This is a genomic window from Janthinobacterium sp. BHSEK, assembly GCF_056174685.1.
Genome location: NZ_JBWBYV010000041.1, coordinates 16,236 through 33,140, shown reverse-complemented (window position 1 = coordinate 33,140; position 16,905 = coordinate 16,236). Strand labels below are relative to the sequence as shown.

At 64.4% G+C, this 16,905-nt stretch carries 13 protein-coding genes; 5 read left to right on the top strand and 8 right to left on the bottom strand.

Annotated elements, in window-relative coordinates:
• Window positions 1-34: 34 nt before the first annotated feature.
• The 4 genes from AC0V2Y_RS15225 to AC0V2Y_RS15210 are packed head-to-tail and all read right to left on the bottom strand — an operon-like array spanning window position 35 to window position 1,647.
• Window positions 35-562: a hypothetical protein gene (locus AC0V2Y_RS15225; protein WP_475415199.1), complete on the bottom strand. Its 528-nt coding sequence runs from the start codon at window positions 560-562 to the stop codon at window positions 35-37.
• 11 nt (window positions 563-573) lie between these two features.
• Window positions 574-1,044 (bottom strand): CreA family protein, encoded by a 471-nt coding sequence (locus AC0V2Y_RS15220; protein ID WP_475415198.1) that lies wholly within the window; start codon window positions 1,042-1,044, stop codon window positions 574-576.
• 32 nt (window positions 1,045-1,076) lie between these two features.
• A complete protein-coding gene (locus AC0V2Y_RS15215) occupies window positions 1,077-1,265 on the bottom strand; it encodes a DUF1653 domain-containing protein (protein WP_034782199.1) in 189 nt (62 codons plus the stop codon).
• A 10-nt stretch (window positions 1,266-1,275) separates the two neighbouring features.
• The gene (locus AC0V2Y_RS15210; RefSeq protein WP_092798511.1) at window positions 1,276-1,647 is read right to left on the bottom strand and encodes a phiTE_015 family protein; all 372 of its coding nucleotides are present in this window, start codon (window positions 1,645-1,647) and stop codon (window positions 1,276-1,278) included.
• A gap of 581 nt (window positions 1,648-2,228) precedes the next feature.
• Here AC0V2Y_RS15210 and xth point away from each other — a divergent pair.
• Entirely contained in the window at window positions 2,229-2,993 is a 765-nt protein-coding gene (gene xth, locus AC0V2Y_RS15205) for an exodeoxyribonuclease III (protein WP_475415197.1), read from the top strand.
• Here xth and AC0V2Y_RS15200 read toward each other — a convergent pair whose 3' ends face one another.
• Entirely contained in the window at window positions 2,994-6,653 is a 3,660-nt protein-coding gene (locus AC0V2Y_RS15200) for a sensor domain-containing protein (RefSeq protein WP_475415196.1), read from the bottom strand.
• 212 nt (window positions 6,654-6,865) lie between these two features.
• Between AC0V2Y_RS15200 and prpR the strand changes: the two genes are divergently transcribed.
• The 4 genes from prpR to AC0V2Y_RS15180 all read left to right on the top strand — a co-directional run bounded on the left by prpR (window position 6,866) and on the right by AC0V2Y_RS15180 (window position 10,490).
• Window positions 6,866-8,482 (top strand): propionate catabolism operon regulatory protein PrpR, encoded by a 1,617-nt coding sequence (gene prpR, locus AC0V2Y_RS15195; protein WP_475415195.1) that lies wholly within the window; start codon window positions 6,866-6,868, stop codon window positions 8,480-8,482.
• 25 nt (window positions 8,483-8,507) lie between these two features.
• Window positions 8,508-9,446, top strand: a complete 939-nt coding sequence (locus AC0V2Y_RS15190) for a phytanoyl-CoA dioxygenase family protein (RefSeq protein WP_475415194.1) — start codon at window positions 8,508-8,510, stop codon at window positions 9,444-9,446.
• Between the two features lie 67 nt (window positions 9,447-9,513).
• A complete protein-coding gene (locus tag AC0V2Y_RS15185; protein WP_475415193.1) occupies window positions 9,514-10,164 on the top strand; it encodes an alpha/beta fold hydrolase in 651 nt (216 codons plus the stop codon).
• Window positions 10,161-10,490: a hypothetical protein gene (locus AC0V2Y_RS15180; protein ID WP_475415192.1), complete on the top strand. Its 330-nt coding sequence runs from the start codon at window positions 10,161-10,163 to the stop codon at window positions 10,488-10,490. The genes AC0V2Y_RS15185 and AC0V2Y_RS15180 overlap by 4 nt, the downstream gene beginning before the upstream one ends.
• A gap of 229 nt (window positions 10,491-10,719) precedes the next feature.
• Here AC0V2Y_RS15180 and AC0V2Y_RS15175 read toward each other — a convergent pair whose 3' ends face one another.
• The 3 genes from AC0V2Y_RS15175 to clpS all read right to left on the bottom strand — a co-directional run bounded on the left by AC0V2Y_RS15175 (window position 10,720) and on the right by clpS (window position 16,842).
• The gene (locus AC0V2Y_RS15175) at window positions 10,720-14,070 is read right to left on the bottom strand and encodes a S41 family peptidase (RefSeq protein WP_475415191.1); all 3,351 of its coding nucleotides are present in this window, start codon (window positions 14,068-14,070) and stop codon (window positions 10,720-10,722) included.
• Between the two features lie 172 nt (window positions 14,071-14,242).
• Window positions 14,243-16,543 (bottom strand): ATP-dependent Clp protease ATP-binding subunit ClpA, encoded by a 2,301-nt coding sequence (gene clpA / locus AC0V2Y_RS15170; protein WP_475415190.1) that lies wholly within the window; start codon window positions 16,541-16,543, stop codon window positions 14,243-14,245.
• Window positions 16,540-16,842: an ATP-dependent Clp protease adapter ClpS gene (gene clpS / locus AC0V2Y_RS15165; RefSeq protein ID WP_034751577.1), complete on the bottom strand. Its 303-nt coding sequence runs from the start codon at window positions 16,840-16,842 to the stop codon at window positions 16,540-16,542. The genes clpA and clpS overlap by 4 nt, the downstream gene beginning before the upstream one ends.
• Between the last annotated feature and the right edge of the window lie 63 nt (window positions 16,843-16,905).

Sequence of the window (16,905 nt, the reverse complement as noted above, 5' to 3'; positions counted from 1 at the left end):
GACCCTGGCGGTTTTTTCATGCGTGGGATATTAATCAGTAGACGACGGGATTGGGCAAAGGCGACGGTGCCACCTTCGGCTGCACCACCGTTTCGGGCACGGCGGGTGCGGGCGGTGGCGCGGAAATCGGCGCGGGCGGCGGCGCCAGGCGGGCCGGGTCCTGCATGACGATGGTCAGGATCGACGGGTAGTCGAAGCCGGCGCCCGTGTTGCGGTCGACGAAATAGCCGACGCCCAGGGTCAGGATGACATTGCCCCAGACGCTGCCATTGAGCTTGGGGTCGATGTGGTCGTCCGTCGCGACGGCGGGCGAACCGTGCTTGCGGCAATCGACCTTCAACGGCTCCTGGCTCTTGCGGATGGTGATGCGTCCGGGCGTGGTGACGAACCACTTGCCCACGTCGTTGCTGAGGATGCAGCCGGCGCCCGTCAGCTCGCGGTTGTCCTGGATGGTTTGCACCAGCACCATCTGCTCCGTATTGCCCGTCAGGGTGGCGCAGCCGCCCAGGCCGAACAGCAGCAGCGTCCTGACGGCAAGGGGAGCAGACAGCGGCAGGCGCATGGGAAGCTCGCTTAACGGACGGGGATAGGCTGGTCGCCGGGCACGGCGACGGCGGTGACGCTGTTTTTCGGGCTGCCCTCGATCAGGCGGCCGGAATACACGAGGTAGACGAGCGCATTGCGCTTGCTGTCGACCATGCGCACGACGCGCACGTGCTTGAAGAAGATCGAGGCACGCTCGGTAAACACTTCTTCCTGGCGCGGCAGCTTGCCCTTGAATTGCAGCGGCCCCACCTGGCGGCAAGCCACGGCCGCATCGGCCTTGTCCTCGGCCAGGCCGACGGCGCCCTTGATGCCGCCCGTCTTGGCGCGCGACAGATAGCAGCTGACGCCAGCGACGCGGGGATCGTCATACGCTTCGACGACGATCTTATGGTCAGGACCGATCAGCTTGAAGACCGTGTCGACCGAACCGATGGTTTCGGCCTGCGCCGCGGCACAGGCAAAGGCCAGCACCAAGGCGGCAGGCAGCAATTTACGCATGAAAGAATCCCGGGCACGCACGCAGGCGGCCATCAGTTGATGGGAGCGAAACGCTGGACCATGACGCCTTCGACTTCGATCAGTTGAAAGAACACGTCCTTCGGCCGGGTCCAGATGGAACCATCCGCGGCGCGATACACGATCATTGGCGTCAGATCCGCTTCCAGCGTGGCTTCGCACACCAGCTCATAAATGCCGCCCTTGTAGTGCCGATAACGCATCGCCGTCCCCTCAAGCCGTTGAATCTTCGCTCTTGTCGTCGGCCAGTGCCTTCTGCTTCATCTTCAGGCCCTGGATCACTTTCAGTATGCCTTCCATGCCGGCCGCGCCATCGGCGCCGCTGAAGGCATCGAGCACCTCATTGAGCACCTTGTTGCGCACGGTCGCTTCATCGGAGGACATTTCCAGCGCGCGCTGGGCTTTCGCCGCCTTTTCGGCCGCGCTCACACGCGGCTTGGTCGCCGTCTTGCCATGCGTCAGAGCTGCCTGCCAGATAACCCAGCGGCGCTGGGTCTCGAAAATCAGGTACTCATCCGGTTTGTCTTCTCTTCGCCGCACAATGTGGCCGTCACGCTGCGCCCACGCTTCAAATGCAGTTCGCATTTTCTTCCTTTGCAAATGCTACGCGCAAGTCTCACTATTAAAACTGCAACATTTCAAAATAGTACCATCTATTGATGTCGCAAAACAGTCTCATAGATATAGTACTGCAATTTATATAACAAGTTTGGCGGCGCCAAGGGCGGAATTAACGTTCCGTCCCCGGCACAGTGGTCATGTAATCGGAATAGCAATTACAACGAATTACAACTGCTTCCTGTTCGGTTCTTAACTTGGCTGTAACAAAGCCGTATGACACAGTTGTTACATTGTGCCATTTTAGTAGTTTTTATCGCGTTTTAGCCAGAAACTTTACACCTTTGTCGCGTCAAGCGGCGAGACGCAGCCTGCCACGCCAGCCACTTATGCCAAATCAAGCAGAGTGGTTGATCAATGATACACAAAAACATAATATTCATGCGTCACGATTGGTTAAATGAAAATACTTTATTGCTACCGCTTTTGCGCTGTCAGGCGATACAGCCCGTGCCCGGCAGGCGGGGCAGGACGCCATCGGCACGCATGCGGTAAGATTCGCGCCTATCGCCACCCAATCGTCACCTACTCAAGCAAGGATTTTTCCCATGAAACTCGCCACCTGGAACGTCAACTCGCTCAAAGTGCGCCTGCCGCAAGTGCTGCAGTGGCTGACCGACAACCCGGTCGACATACTGTGCCTGCAAGAGACCAAGCTCACGGATGACAAGTTCCCTGTCGCCGACATCGAGGCGGCCGGCTACCAGGTGGTCTTCAGCGGCCAGAAGACCTACAACGGCGTGGCCATCCTGTCGAAGCTGCCGATCACCGACGTGGTGAAGAACAACCCGCGCTATGACGATGCGCAGCAGCGCATCCTGGCCGCCACCATCGCCGGCGTGCGCGTCGTCTGCGCCTATGTGCCGAACGGCCAGAGCGTCGACTCGGACAAATACGAATACAAGCTGGGCTGGCTGTCCGCCCTGCACGACTGGCTGGCCGAAGAAGCGCAGCAGCACCCGCAACTGGCCGTCGTCGGCGACTACAATATCGCCCCCGACGACCGCGACGTGCACGACCCCGTCGCCTGGGCAGGCCAGGTGCTGGTCTCGGACAAGGAACGCGCCGCCCTGCAACGCCTGTTCGACATCGGCCTGACGGATGCCTTCCGCCTGTTCGAGCAGGCGGAAAAATCGTTCAGCTGGTGGGATTACCGCCAGCTGGGCTTCCGCCTGAACAAGGGTCTGCGCATCGATCACATCCTCCTCTCGCCCGCCCTGGCAGGCCGCTGCACGGCCTGCGTGATCGACCGCGTGCCGCGCAAGTGGGAACAGCCGTCCGATCATGCGCCCGTCGTGGCGACGATTGATTAACTAGACGGCTATCCGCTCCAGCAGCGACTGCGCATTCGCTGCTGGCACGGGCGCGGAAAACAGATAGCCCTGCGCATAGCGGCAGCCGTGCGCCTGCAGCAGGGCGAACTGTTCCTCCGTTTCCACGCCCTCGGCCACGGCCGACAATTGCAGGCTGTCGGCCAGCGCGATGATGGCCGCCACGATGGCGCGGTCTTCCGCGCTGTGCTCGAGGTCCTTGATGAAGGCGCGGTCGATCTTGACCTTCTTCACGGGGAAGCGCTTCAGGTAGGCCAGGCTGGAATAGCCGGTGCCGAAATCGTCGATCGACAGGCGCAAGCCCATGCCATTGATCTGGCGCAAAATCTCCAAGGTATGCTCGCCGTGCTGCATCAGCGCCGTCTCGGTGATCTCGAATTCCAGCAGCGCCGGATCGATGCCCGTTTCCCGCACGACGGCGCCGATGGCCGCCACCAGGCCCTTGTGCATGAACTGCCGCGGCGACAGATTCACCGCCAGGGGCACCGGCTGCAAGCCCTGCCGCTGCCAGGCCATGCTTTGCTCGCACGCCTGGCGCATGACCCACTCGCCCACCGGCACGATCAGGCCGTTTTCCTCCATGATGGGAATGAAGCGGTCCGGCAGCACCAGGCCGTGGCCCGGACGGCGCCAGCGCAGCAGCACTTCCATGCCGTGCAGGCGGCGCGTGGCGATATCGATGACGGGCTGGTAAAACAGTTCGAACTGCTGCAGCGCCAGCGCCGTGCGCAAGCTGCTTTCCAGGTCGAAGTGCAGGGCCGCCGCCTGGTTCATCGTCTGCGTGAAGAACTGGTAGTTGTTGCGGCCGTTGCCCTTGGCGTGGTACATGGCGGCATCGGCATGGCGCATCAGGGCGTCGACATCGCCGCCATCGTCCGGATACAGGCAGATGCCGATCGACGGCGTCACGTGCAGCACGTGGCCATCGAGCGGAAAGGCGGGCGTCAGCGCCTCGATGATCTTCTCGGCCACGCGCGCCGCTTCATCGGCGCCACGGATGCCCGGCACCAGCACGACGAATTCATCGCCGCCCAGGCGCGCCACCGTGTCGCTGGCGCGCACGGCGCCGCACAGCCGGGCGGCCACTTCCTTGAGCAGCAGGTCGCCCGTCATGTGGCCCAGCGAATCGTTGATGGTCTTGAAACGATCGAGGTCGATGAACATCACGGCCAACTTGCGTTCCGAGCGCTGCGAAGCCAGCATGGCCCGCTCCAGCCGGTCCGACAGCAGCGCGCGGTTCGGCAAGCCCGTCAGGTTGTCGTGGTAGGCCATGTGGTGCACCCGCGCCTCGGCCTGGCGCCGCTCGACGATCTCGCCCTGCAGCAGCAGGTTGGCGCCGGCCAGTTCGGCCGTGCGTTCCTGCACCCGCAATTCCAGCTCGTCGCGCGCGCGGCGCACCGCCTCGGCCGCCTCGCGGCGCGCCGTCACGTCGTCGACCAGCCACACGGAACGGCCATGCGCATGCGCCAGGTCGAACGGCCGGCCGGACAGGCGCGCCCAGAAGCGGCTGCCATCCTTGCGCACCAGCTGGTACTCCGACATGTGCACCCTGCCCGCCTCGAAATCGCGCGCCGTCTCGCCGCGCGCCGCCTTCCACGCGGCCACGTCCGGGTACAGGGATTGCACCGACAGGCCGTTGATCTCGCCGGGTCCATAGCCGAACAGCTCTTCCATCTTGCTGTTGGCGCGCAAATTGTGGCCGCCCTCCACCACCGAGATGCCCAGCACGGCGCTGTCGAGGATGGCCTGGTTTTCCAGCAGCGCGTTGCGCAGGGATTCTTCGGCGCGCTTCGCTTCCGTGCGGTCCTCGATGATCCAGATGGTGCCGGCGGCGGGATCGTCCGGATTGACGACATAGGCGATCAGCTGCGCCCACAAGGTGCTGCCGTCGCGGCGCATCATCTCCACTTCCGTCTGGAAGGGCTTGGCCACCGACAGGAAGGGAAAGGCCGCCGCGCCCAGCAGGTCGTAGGACTGCTGCGACACGTACAGCGCGCGCCCGGGCAGGCCCAGCGCCTCGTCGCCGCTGTAGCCGAACATCGCCGCAAAGCCCAGGTTGTAGCGCGTGATCTGGCGGTTCTTGGTGTACAGGATGCTCACCGAGGCGTTCGTCATGATGGCCGCCACCTCCATCTGCGCCTGGCGGCTGGCCGTGATGTCTTCGAGGATCCAGATGGCGCCCTGCTCGCTGTGCGTCTGGTCGACGGCCTTGGCGCGGATGCGGCACCAGAACAGGCTGCCGTCGCGGCGGCGGAACAGCGACTCGTCCTGCTCGTACGGCAAGCCCTGCCCCAGCAGCGGCGTCGCTTGCACGCCAAACGCCTCGTAGGCGGCGGGCGAGGGAAACAGTTCGGCGGCGGGCAGCCCCTTCATCTCCTCCTGCGCGTAGCCGAACATTTCGGCGAAGCGGGGATTGCAGCGCAGGATCAGGCGCGAACGCGAAAACAGGATGCCGACGGAGGCGTTGTCGAGGATGGCCTGCTGCTCCAGCATCAGCTGGCGCGTGGCCTCCTCGGCCGCCTTCTGCGCGCTGCGGTCGTCGAACAGCCAGATCGTGTCGCGCAGCGCGCGGTCGGTCTGGCTCTCGGGATTCAGGACATAGCCATACGCCAGCGCCCAGAACGTCGAGCCGTCGCGGCGGCGCATCTCCATCTCGCCCTGGAACGGCAGGCCGCGCCTCAGCAGGGGCGCGGCCTGCCGCACCACGTTCTCGTAGGCCGCGCGCGACGGATACAGGTCGGCGACGGCCAGGCCCACGCCGCTGTCGCCATCGAAGCCGAAGCATTCCGCGAAGCGCCGGTTGTAGCGCAGCACGCCCTTGTCGCGCTGAAAACCGATGGCCAGCGGCGCGTTGTCCATTACGGCCTGCATTTCCAGCATGGCGCGGCGCAGCTGGTCTTCATCGCGCCGATGGTCGCTGATATCCTCGATGATCCACACCGTGCCGTCATGCGTATTGAGGGGATCGACGGCGCGCCCGTGCAGGCGGCTCCAGAACAAGGTGCCGTCCTGGCGCCGCAATTCCAGCTCCGTGCGGTATGGCTTGCCCTTCGAGAGCAGCGGCGCCGCTTCCAGCCCCAGCGCGCGGCAATGCTCGGCGGAGCGGTACAGCACCGCGCCCGGCATGCCCGTCAGCTGGTGGCGCGCATAGCCGAGCATCTCGGCGGCGCGGATATTGCACTCCTCGATGAAGCCGCCCTTGGAAAACACGATGCCGACGGCAGCGCTTTCCAGGATCGCCTGCTGTTCCAGCAAGGTCTTGCGCAAGGCTTGCTGGTCGCGCTGCTGCACGCGGATGTCGGCAAACACGAGGGTCGCGCCCGGCAAGCCATCGTCCACCAGCAGGGGCCTGGACCAGACCTGCACGGCGATGGCGCCCGCCTCCCCTTGCAGGCTGCTGTCCCAGTGCCGCTCGCGCCCGGCCGCACCGAGCGCGCCGCGCAGCATGCTCGTGCTCGACGCGCGGTAGGCGTCCGTAAAACAGTCGGCCAGCAGGCGGCCCGTCACATCCCTGCCCAGCAAGGCGTTCAAGGCGCCATTCGCCGCCACCACCATGCCGCAGGCATCGCAGGCGCACGCGGGCAAGGCGATCAGCTGCAAGGCATCGGCGATGAAATCGGGACTGGTCGGTACGCGCTTCATGGACACCATGGATGGTTAAAGACAAAGTGAACATGTGCCTGGGGAAACACATTCTTCCAAGCATCATGGTGCTGCTAGATCATAAACCAGTTTCCCGCCGTTTTTTCATATTCCTTATTGGCAATATCTGAAACGCCACAGAGCATGTGCAACACGCCCGTTGCAACGGCGTTGCATGGCAAAAAATTGAAACAAATCGTTTAGAATAAAGCATGCGCCGCCCTCCCCAACCTCCGCTCGACCACCGCGACAAACCCGTCATCTGGACCGTTTCCGTCTCGCGGCTGTTCGACCTGTTCCGCGACATCACGCTCGAATACGACGACCTGGCGACGATCGAACCGATCAACCTGGGCTTCGACGACGCCGTGCGCCACATCCGCGAACGCATGGCCACGGAGCGCTGCGACGCCGTCATCGCGGCCGGTTCCAACGGCGCCTACCTGAAAGGCCGGCTGTCGGTGCCCGTCATCATCGCCAAGGCCAGCGGCTACGACGTGATGCAGGCGCTGGCGCGCGCGCGGCGCATTTCGCCGCACATCGGCGTCGTCACCTACCAGGACCCGATGCCGGAACTGGCCGAATTTGCCGCCACTTTCGGCTTCCGGATCGCGCAGCGCACCTACGCCACCGAGGAAGACGCGCGCGCGCAGATCAATGAACTGAAGGCCGAGGGCGTCAAGGCCGTCGTTGGCGCGGGCCTCGTCACCGACCTGGCCGAGGAAGCGGGACTGGCCGCCGTCTTCGTGTATTCGGCCACGGCCATCCGGCGCGCCTTCGACGATGCGCTGGAACTGGCGCGCCTGACCCAGATCGAATCAAACCGGGGGCGGCGCGCGGTGGTGGCCGACACCCTGCGCGCGCGCCATGGCCTGCACGATTTGCGCGGCGAATCGGAGGCGATGGAAGCGCTGCGCCAGTCGGTGGTGCTGTATGCGCGCTCGCCGGCGACGGTGCTGATCCAGGGCGAGACGGGCAGCGGCAAGGAACTGGTGGCGCAGGCGATCCACCGCGAAAGCCCGCGCAACCTGGGCGCGAACCGGCCCTTCATCGCCATCAATTGCGGTGCCATCGCCGAATCTTTGCTGGAATCGGAACTGTTCGGCCACGAGGACGGGGCCTTCACGGGCGCGCGCCGGGGCGGCCATGCGGGCCTGTTCGAGGCGGCCAACCACGGCACCCTGTTCCTCGACGAAATCGGCGAAATGCCGCTGGCCCTGCAAACGCGGCTGCTGCGCGTGCTGGAAGAGCGTGAAGTGGTGCGCGTGGGCGGCACGCGGCCCATCGCCATCAATGTGCGCATCATCAGCGCCACGCATTGCGACCTGGAGCAACGCATCCGCGAAGGACGCTTCCGCGCCGACCTGTTCTACCGCCTGGCCGTGCTGCGCCTGCATTTACCCGCCTTGCGCGAACGCGCCGGCGACATTCCCGGCCTGGCCGAATGGTCGCTGAAAAACGCGCTGGCCGCGCTGGGCGCCCGTCCGCACCCCAACCTGCACGCGGAAATCCAGGCTTGCGCGCCGCTGCTGCGCCGCTACGGCTGGCCCGGCAACGTGCGCGAACTGCGCAACCTGGCCGAGCGCCTGGCCCTATTCCTGGCAGCCGAACCGCTGCAGGCGCTCACTCCCGCCTTCGTGCTCGGCGTGGCGCCGGAACTGGGCAACGCAGGCGGCACGGCGGCACCGGCGCCGGCGACCGCCGCGCCGCGCCTGGATGACGAAAGCGCCAGCGCCGTGCTGGCGCGCTTCGGCGGGCGCCGCGACGCCGCCGCCCATTACCTCGGCATCAGCCGCACCACCTTGTGGCGCCGCCTGCGCGCCGGCTGATTTTTTCACCCAGACGAACAACATCATGAAAGACTGGCCTCACCTGCACGATTTATGGCAGCGCTGCACGGGACACGCCGGCGCGACAGGCAAGCAGGGGCTGGCCCGCGACCAGCGGGACATCCAGGCCCTGTACGCGCGCGGCATTTCCATGGAAGACGCGCTGCACTTCCTGTATCAGCAACGCCCTACCGTGGAAGCCTTCCAGGCGTGGCTGGCTGGCCGCACGCGCGTCCGTCCCGCGCACGCCAACAGTCCCCATCAGGACGTGCTGTCCGCCGCCGAGCTGCGCGATTTCGACGAGCACGGCTATCTGGTGCTGCGCGGCGCCGTGCCGCGCGCGCAGTGCCTCGCCGCACAAACGGCCATCTGGGACTACCTGGGCGCCTCCCCCGACGAGCCGGCATCGTGGTACCGGCCGCACCCGGGAAAACGGGGCCTGATGCTGCAGTTTTCCGACCATCCGACCCTCGAGGAAAACCGCCACGGCGCGCACATACGCCACGCCTACCAGCAGCTATATAGCGCCGGCGCCGGTGCCGGCACCGGCATCTACGCCAGCATCGACAAGGTGAGCTTCAATCCGCCGGAAACGCCGCAGCACCGCTTCCTTGGCAGCGCCCTGCACTGGGACGTCAGCCTGCAACAGCCGATTCCGTTCAAGCTGCAAGGCATGCTGTACCTGAGCGACTGTCCGGCGCAGCACGGCGCCTTTCACTGCGTGCCCGGCTTCCAGCGGCACGTGGCCGACTGGCTGCGGCAAGTGCCGCCCGGGCGCCAGCCGCGCGAATGGGCCGTCGAAGACCTGCGGCCCGTGCCCGTCGAAGGCATGGCCGGCGATTTCATCATCTGGCACCAGGCCCTGCCCCATTGCGCCACGCCCAACCGCGGCCCGGCGCCGCGCATGGTGCAATACCTGACCTACCATCCCGAACACTGCCAGGACCAGGATGCGTGGATCTGAGCCACGCATCCCGCCCTGCCGCCGCTCATCCCGCGCCGCTGGCATGGTCGTCAAGGAGGAGTACCCCATGAAACGCACACTGCAAACATTGATCTTGCTCAGTACCCTGCTGGCGGCTGGCGCCAGCCTGGCCGCCACGCCCACAGTATTCACGGTCGACGTCACGGGCCAGGGCCGCCCGCTGATCCTGATTCCCGGCCTGGCCTCGTCGGGCGACGTCTGGCAAGGCACGGTGGCGCGCCTGTGCGGGCCGCACACCGCGCGTCAATGCCACGTGCTGACCCTGGCCGGCTTTGCCGGCGTGGCGCCCATCGAAGGCGACTTGCTGGCGCAGGCGGAGCAGCAGCTGGCCGCCTACATCGTGGCGGAAAAACTGGGCCAGCCAGCCATCCTCTGGCATAGCCTGGGCGGCTTTCTGGCCCTGAAAATGGCCATCGACCACCCGGCCCGGACGGGCAAGCTGCTGATCGTCGACTCGCTGCCGGCACTGGGCGCGGCGCAAATGCCAGACGCCACGCCGCAGCAGCTGCAAGCCATGGCAACGCAGATGCAAGCAGCCATGCGCGCACAGGATGACGCCACCTACGCCGCCAGCCAGCGCCGCACCATCGCCGGCATGGCGACGGCGCCGGCCGACGTGGAACGCATCATCGGCTGGGGCGCGCTCGCCCTGTTCAACAGCGTGTATGGCGGCTCCTCGCAGCTGCGCATCTCGTGACGATTGCCTGCTGGGGATCGCTGGGCGGGCTGCTGCTGTCGCACCTGTGGCACGGCGTCCTGCGCCGGCGCGGCCGGGCGGCGAACGGTTTGCGCTGGAAACGCATCGTGCCGGCGCTGGCCCTGCTGGCCCTCATCCAGACGGCCAGCGTGACGGCCGCCTTCCACGTCATGTATCCGCCCGATGTCTTGCGCGGCCTGGCCTGGCTGCCCGGCGCGCTGCTGTTCTGGTTCGGGGTCTTCCTGACCTGGACGGTGTTTTACTTCACCGCGCTGTCGCAAGGTCTTCATCAAGGATGGGGAACGCTGCTGGTTTGTCGCGTTTGACGATATCCGCCTGCTGGAATCGGAAGGCACACATACGCGTGCATTTCGGCGCGCAGCAGCCGCTGATGCTGCGCACCAACCGGCGCCAGATCGTCAACCTGGCGCAGGTGGCGCAAGTGGCGCCGAACGCCGCCGACGGCCTCGACCTGCGCCTGCTGGACGGCAGCGTGATCGAGGTGCCGCGCCGCCGCGCGCAGCAGTTCAAGGCCGTCTGCGGCCTGTATCCGGACTACTTGAGCGCGGGGATCGGCTGCGCCTGGAACGCGGGGCGCGGCTGCTCCTTGAGCTTTTTCGCCAGCATGTCGAGCGCCACTTCCAACTGGCGGTCGGCGCCATTGAAGGTGGCGTGCGGCGGATTTTCCACCTCGACGTCCGGCACCACACCCACGCCTTCGATCAGCCACTGGCCGTCGATGCCGAACTGGCCGTTTTCCGCCACGCGCGCCATGCCATTGTCGGCCAGGCGCGTATTGTCGCTCAGCCAGACGCCGGCGCCGGCCGTACGCTTGCCCACCAGCGGCGCCAGTTTCAATGCCTTGATGCCGGCGGCGAAGGTCTCGCCGTCGGAATACGTGAGTTCATCGACCAGCACCACCAAATGGCCGCGGAAGGTGTTCTGCATGTTCGACGACGGCTGCACGCCCGGCGGCGCCCAGTAGGCCCAGGCCTTGCGCAGCAGTTTTTCGATGATCCAGCTGTCGATATTGCCGCCGTTATTGCGCCGCACGTCGATGATCAGGCCTTCGCGGTTGATGTTGGCGTAAAAATCACGCGCGAACGAGGCGATGTCATTGGCCCCCATGGCGCGCAGGTGCAAGTAGCCGATGCGTCCCTGCGAGACGGTGGCCACCTGCTCGGCGCGGCTCAATTCCCAGTCGCCATAGCGCAGCGCCGTCTGTTTAGCCATGTTGACGGGCGTGACGATGACGGCGCGCGGCGCGCCCTTGCCATTACCCCGCTTGACCTGCAACAAGACCTGCTTGTCGGCCTGGTTCAGCAGCAGGTCGCTGATGTCGCGCACGCCCAAGACGTCCTTGCCGTTGACGGCCGTGATCACGTCGCCTTCGCGCACGTCGACTTCGGGCCGCGACAGCGGTGCGCGCGCCGATGGCAGTTCCGCCTCGCTGCGGTAGACATGCTCGACCCGGTAGCCCTCGTTTGTCCGCGCCAGCACGGCGCCCAAGCCCGCCGGCGCGCCTTCCTGCTCCGTGCGGCGCAATTCGCCGGGACGTATCTGCGAATGCAGGGCGCCCACTTCGGCCACCATCATGCCCAGCACGTCATTGAGCTCGGCGCGGTCCGTGACGCGCTCGACCAGCGGCGCATATTTGTCGCGCGCCGCCTTCCAGTCCACGCCGCGCATCTTCGCGTCGTACAGGAAGTCGCGGTGCAAGCGCCACGCGTCGTTGAACATCTGCTTCCATTCCAGGCGCGGGTTCGACACAAACGTCCAGTCGTCGACTTTTACCTTCGCCTTCGACAGGTCGGACGGCAGCTTGGCGCCCGCCTCGATCACCAGCATCTCGCCCGGGCCCGTAGCTGCCGCCGTGCGGTAGTACAAATGCTTTTTATCCTGCGCCAGATCGAATTCGCGCACGTTGGCCACCAGCAGTTCCGGCTTGGAGCCGGTATTGCCAATCGCCAAAGTCTTCAAGCTGGACTTGTTCTCGCCGCTTTCCCGTTCGAGGAAATACAGGCGCTTGTCATCCATGGCCAGCGCGCTGTAATTGCCCGCCGCCAGCGGTACTTCATACAGGCGCCCGGCCAGTCCCTTGAAGACGACGTCCGGCAGGGCGGCCGACGCTTTTTTCACGGCCGTCTTGCCGCCCGCCTTTTCCAATGCCTTTTCCGCCGCCGATTCGGCCGCCTTTTCATCATCCGTCTCGGCCGGTTTTACACCCGGACGGCTCAGCTCATCGTCGGGCTGGAAGGGGAAACGGTTGCCCGGCTGCAGCGCCAGCGCATACACGCCGATGCGCTTGTCGAACACGGGGCCCATGTTGCGGTCGCCCCACGGTGAACCGTTGGCCAGCTGGAAATTGCGCGCCGACATGAAATACAGCCAGCGCCCGTCCGGCGAAAACACGGGCGAAGCGGAGGTATAGCGGTCGCTGGTGACGAACTGCAACTGCTTCGATGCGAGGTTATACAGGCCGATCTGCTCGCGCTGCTCGTTGCTGGCCACGCGTACGATGGCCAGGTGACGGCTGTCGGGCGACCATTGCACTTCGTCGTGCTTGTCCACGCCCGCCTTGCCCGCATCATCGATCAACTGGTTGCCCCTGGTGGCCAGGTCCAGCAGCCAGAAACGGCCCTTCTTGTCCGTGTGCGCCAGCCAGCGCCCGTCCGGCGACGGGTACAGCTTCCAGCGGTGATTGTCTCCCTGCGTCGTCAGCTGCTCGCCCTTGCCCGAGCCATCGGCGGCGTACTTCCAGATTTCGTTCTCTCCGCTCGTGTCGACGATGGCGAACACGGATTTCTCGTCGCTGGAAAAGACGGCGTCGCGCGCCCGCGCCCCTTCGGGAATGGCGATGTCGACGCGGCGCTGACTGCCCGTGCCGGCGATGCTGACGCGCCCGCGAGCGGTGAGGATGATGCGCTCATCCTTGCCGGACAGCTGGACATTGCTCAGGGTATCGAGCGGCGAGCGGATCTGGCGCGCGCGCTGCTGGTCGAAATCGGACACGAGGCTGATCGGCAATGGCGATGAGTCCATCCCTGCGGCCAGGTCCAGTATCCGCAGGTCTGCGCCCAATTGATACACAATCTTGCCGTCGCCCAGCTGCGCGTTGCGCACGTCCCACTGCGTGTGGCCGGTCAAGGCGCGGCGGTCGGAGCCGTCGGGCAGCATGCTCCACAGATTGTCGCTGCCGCCCGCGTCGCTGATGTAATAGACGCGGCCCTGCCACCACATGGGGCGCTTGTTGTTGCCCGCCAACACGGCAGGCTCCGTATGCATGGGCACAGCCTCGCCCTTGCCGTCGAGCTCATAGCGCCACAGCGTGGCATGCGCGCCGCCCCGGTAGTTGCGTACATTGTCGTTGGTCATGGCCAGGCCGAAACGCGTGAAGAAAAGCGTCTTGCCGGCATCGTCGAGCACGGCGTCGTTGGCGTCGGCCACGGGAAACACGCGCCGCGTCTGTTTCACGGGATCGATGGCGGCGACGATGCGGCGCGAGGCGGGACCGTCCGTATTTTGCGTGCTGACCAGCACTTCGCCCTGCGCCGTCCAGCCCAGCACCAGCACGCCGCCATTGTCAAAGGAAATACGGCGCGGCAAGCCGCCGGCCAGCGGCATCACATACGCTTCCTGCGCCCCTTCATAGGCGGCGGAAAACGCCAGCCACTGGCCGTCGCGCGAAATCGCCGCGTTCGTTTCATAGCCGGGATGCGTGGTCAAACGCTGCGCCGCGCCGCCGCGTAGATTGCTTTTCCACAAGTCGCCTTCGGCCGTGAAGACGACTGTATCGCCGCGCACGGCGGGAAAACGGAAATAACTGCCGGCGGACGCGGCAGCGGAGGCGTTGCCCAGCAAGCCGGCGGAAAACAAGAGGAAGGCAAGAGTACGGGAAATTTTCATGTGAGCATCCAGATAGCGGTCAGGTGGCATGGACATCATGTCGATACCGGACAGCAATTCTGGCATAACTACGGCCAAAGAAAACCTTCTTAAAACCTTCTTTATTGCCCATAAAAACGTAAAAAAACCCGCATCACTTGCGTGCGCGGGTTTTTTGTTGACAGCAGGAAGTTTATTCCACTTCCACCGTTTCCGGTGCCGCCGTCGGCGCCGCGTCTGGCGGTTCCGGGAATTCCAGCAAGACCTGCTCCTTGTCGTCGAGGTCGACGGTGACCCGTCCGCCCGTGACCAGGCGGCCGAACAGCAGTTCGTCGGCCAGCGCCTTGCGGATCATGTCCTGGATCAAACGCGCCATCGGCCGCGCGCCCATCAGCGGATCGAAGCCCTTCTTGCCGAGGAAAGCACGCAGCTTCTCGGTAAACACGGCTTCGACCTTTTTCTCGTGCAACTGCTCTTCCAGCTGCATGAGGAACTTGTCGACCACGCGCAGGATGATTTCCTGGTCCAGCGCGCGGAAGCTGATGGTCGCGTCGATGCGGTTGCGGAATTCCGGCGTGAACATACGCTTGATGTCGGCCATCTCGTCGCCGGCCTGCTTCGAATTGGTGAAGCCGATCGACGTCTTTTGCAGGCTTTCCGCGCCCGCATTGGTCGTCATGATGATGATCACGTTGCGGAAATCGGCTTTGCGGCCATTGTTGTCCGTCAAGGTGCCATGGTCCATGACTTGCAGCAGGATATTGAAAATGTCCGGATGGGCTTTTTCAATTTCATCGAGCAGCAAGACCGCATGCGGCTTCTTGGTGATCGCTTCCGTCAGCAAGCCGCCCTGGTCGAAACCGACGTAGCCCGGCGGCGCGCCGATCAGGCGGCTGACGGCGTGGCGCTCCATGTATTCGGACATGTCGAAACGGATCAGCTCGATACCGAGGATGAAGGCCAATTGCTTGGCCACTTCGGTCTTGCCGACGCCGGTCGGACCGGAGAACAGGAAGGAGCCGATCGGCTTGTCCGTCTTGCCCAGGCCGGCACGGGCCATCTTGATGGCCGAGGCCAGCGCGTCGATGGCTGGATCTTGCCCGAACACGACATTGCGCAAGTCGCGGTCGATCGTCTGCAGCTTGCTGCGGTCGTCCTGGTTGACCGTTTGCGGCGGAATGCGCGCGATCTTGGCGATGATGTCCTCGATCTCGGCCTTGCCGATGGTTTTCTTTTGCTTCGACTTCGGCAGGATGCGCTGCGCCGCGCCCGCTTCATCGATGACGTCAATCGCCTTGTCCGGCAGATGGCGGTCGTTGATGAAGCGCGCCGCCAGTTCGGCCGCCGTCGACAGGGCCGAGGCCGAGTATTTGACGCCATGGTGCTCTTCGAAGCGCGATTTGAGGCCGCGCAGGATTTGCACGGTTTGCTCGACGGTCGGCTCGTTGACGTCCACTTTCTGGAAGCGGCGGGAGAGCGCATGGTCTTTCTCGAACACGCCGCGGAATTCCGTGTACGTGGTCGCGCCGATGCACTTCAATTGACCGTTGGCCAGCGCCGGTTTCAGCAGGTTGGATGCGTCCAGCGTGCCGCCCGACGCCGAGCCCGCACCGATGATGGTGTGGATCTCGTCGATGAACAGGATGCCGTTCGGATTATCCTTCAACTGTTTCAGCACGGCTTTCAGGCGCTGCTCGAAGTCGCCGCGGTACTTGGTACCGGCCAGCAAGGCGCCCATGTCCAGCGAATACACGACGGCATTCTGCAGGATTTCCGGCACATCGCTTTGCGTGATGCGGTAAGCCAGGCCTTCAGCGATGGCCGTCTTGCCCACGCCCGCCTCGCCCACCAGCAGCGGATTGTTCTTGCGGCGGCGGCACAGGATCTGGATCACGCGGTCGACTTCTTCCTCGCGGCCGATCAGCGGGTCGATCTTGCCTTCGGCGGCGGCCTTGTTCAGGTTTTGCGTGAACTGATCGAGCGGACTTTCCTTCGGCTGGCCGTCGACGGGCGCTTCTTCCACGCCTTCGGAGGCTTTCGCGCTTTCCGTCGACTGGTCCTTGCGCACGCCGTGCGAAATGAAATTGACCACGTCCAGGCGCGTCACGCCCTGCTGGTGCAGGTAGTAGACCGCATGCGAATCCTTTTCGCCGAAGATGGCCACCAGCACATTGGCGCCCGTGACTTCCTTCTTGCCGTTCGAGGCGGACTGGACGTGCATGATGGCGCGCTGGATCACGCGCTGGAAACCAAGCGTCGGCTGGGTGTCGACTTCGCCCGTGCCAGGCACGGTCGGCGTGTTATCGCCGATGAAATTGGTGAGGGTCTTGCGCAGGTCCTCTATATTGACCGCGCAGGCACGCAATACCTCGGCAGCGGAGGGATTGTCCAGCAGTGCCAGCAGTAAATGCTCAACCGTGATGAATTCGTGCCGTGCCTGCCGAGCTTCGACAAACGCCATGTGCAAACTTACTTCTAATTCCTGCGCAATCATACTTCCTCCATCACGCACTGCAGGGGGTGCCCCGCCTTGCGCGCATGCGTTAAAACGAACTCCACTTTGGTACACGCTATATCTTTAGAGAACACGCCGCACACTCCTTTGCCGTAGCGATGAACACTGAGCATGATTTGCGTCGCCGTTTCACGGTCCTTGTTGAAATACTCCTGAATGATGGCCACCACAAATTCCATCGGGGTGTAGTCGTCATTGAGCAAGGCCACCTGGTAGAGCGGTGGCGGCTTCAGCACTTGCCGCTCCAGCAGGGTTTCTGTGTCGTGCTTGGTTGCCATACGCTTATTCTAATGCTTTCACAGTGGTTGTCATGCGCAATATCTACGCCTTTCCAATTGTTT

Coding starts and splice junctions, on each gene's coding strand:
- AC0V2Y_RS15225 (WP_475415199.1), bottom strand. CDS start 562: ATGCGCCTGCCGCTGTCTGCTCCCCTTGCCGTCAGGACGCTGCTGCTG.
- AC0V2Y_RS15220 (WP_475415198.1), bottom strand. CDS start 1,044: ATGCGTAAATTGCTGCCTGCCGCCTTGGTGCTGGCCTTTGCCTGTGCC.
- AC0V2Y_RS15215 (WP_034782199.1), bottom strand. CDS start 1,265: ATGCGTTATCGGCACTACAAGGGCGGCATTTATGAGCTGGTGTGCGAA.
- AC0V2Y_RS15210 (WP_092798511.1), bottom strand. CDS start 1,647: ATGCGAACTGCATTTGAAGCGTGGGCGCAGCGTGACGGCCACATTGTG.
- xth (WP_475415197.1), top strand. CDS start 2,229: ATGAAACTCGCCACCTGGAACGTCAACTCGCTCAAAGTGCGCCTGCCG.
- AC0V2Y_RS15200 (WP_475415196.1), bottom strand. CDS start 6,653: ATGAAGCGCGTACCGACCAGTCCCGATTTCATCGCCGATGCCTTGCAG.
- prpR (WP_475415195.1), top strand. CDS start 6,866: ATGCGCCGCCCTCCCCAACCTCCGCTCGACCACCGCGACAAACCCGTC.
- AC0V2Y_RS15190 (WP_475415194.1), top strand. CDS start 8,508: ATGAAAGACTGGCCTCACCTGCACGATTTATGGCAGCGCTGCACGGGA.
- AC0V2Y_RS15185 (WP_475415193.1), top strand. CDS start 9,514: ATGAAACGCACACTGCAAACATTGATCTTGCTCAGTACCCTGCTGGCG.
- AC0V2Y_RS15175 (WP_475415191.1), bottom strand. CDS start 14,070: ATGAAAATTTCCCGTACTCTTGCCTTCCTCTTGTTTTCCGCCGGCTTG.
- clpA (WP_475415190.1), bottom strand. CDS start 16,543: ATGATTGCGCAGGAATTAGAAGTAAGTTTGCACATGGCGTTTGTCGAA.
- clpS (WP_034751577.1), bottom strand. CDS start 16,842: ATGGCAACCAAGCACGACACAGAAACCCTGCTGGAGCGGCAAGTGCTG.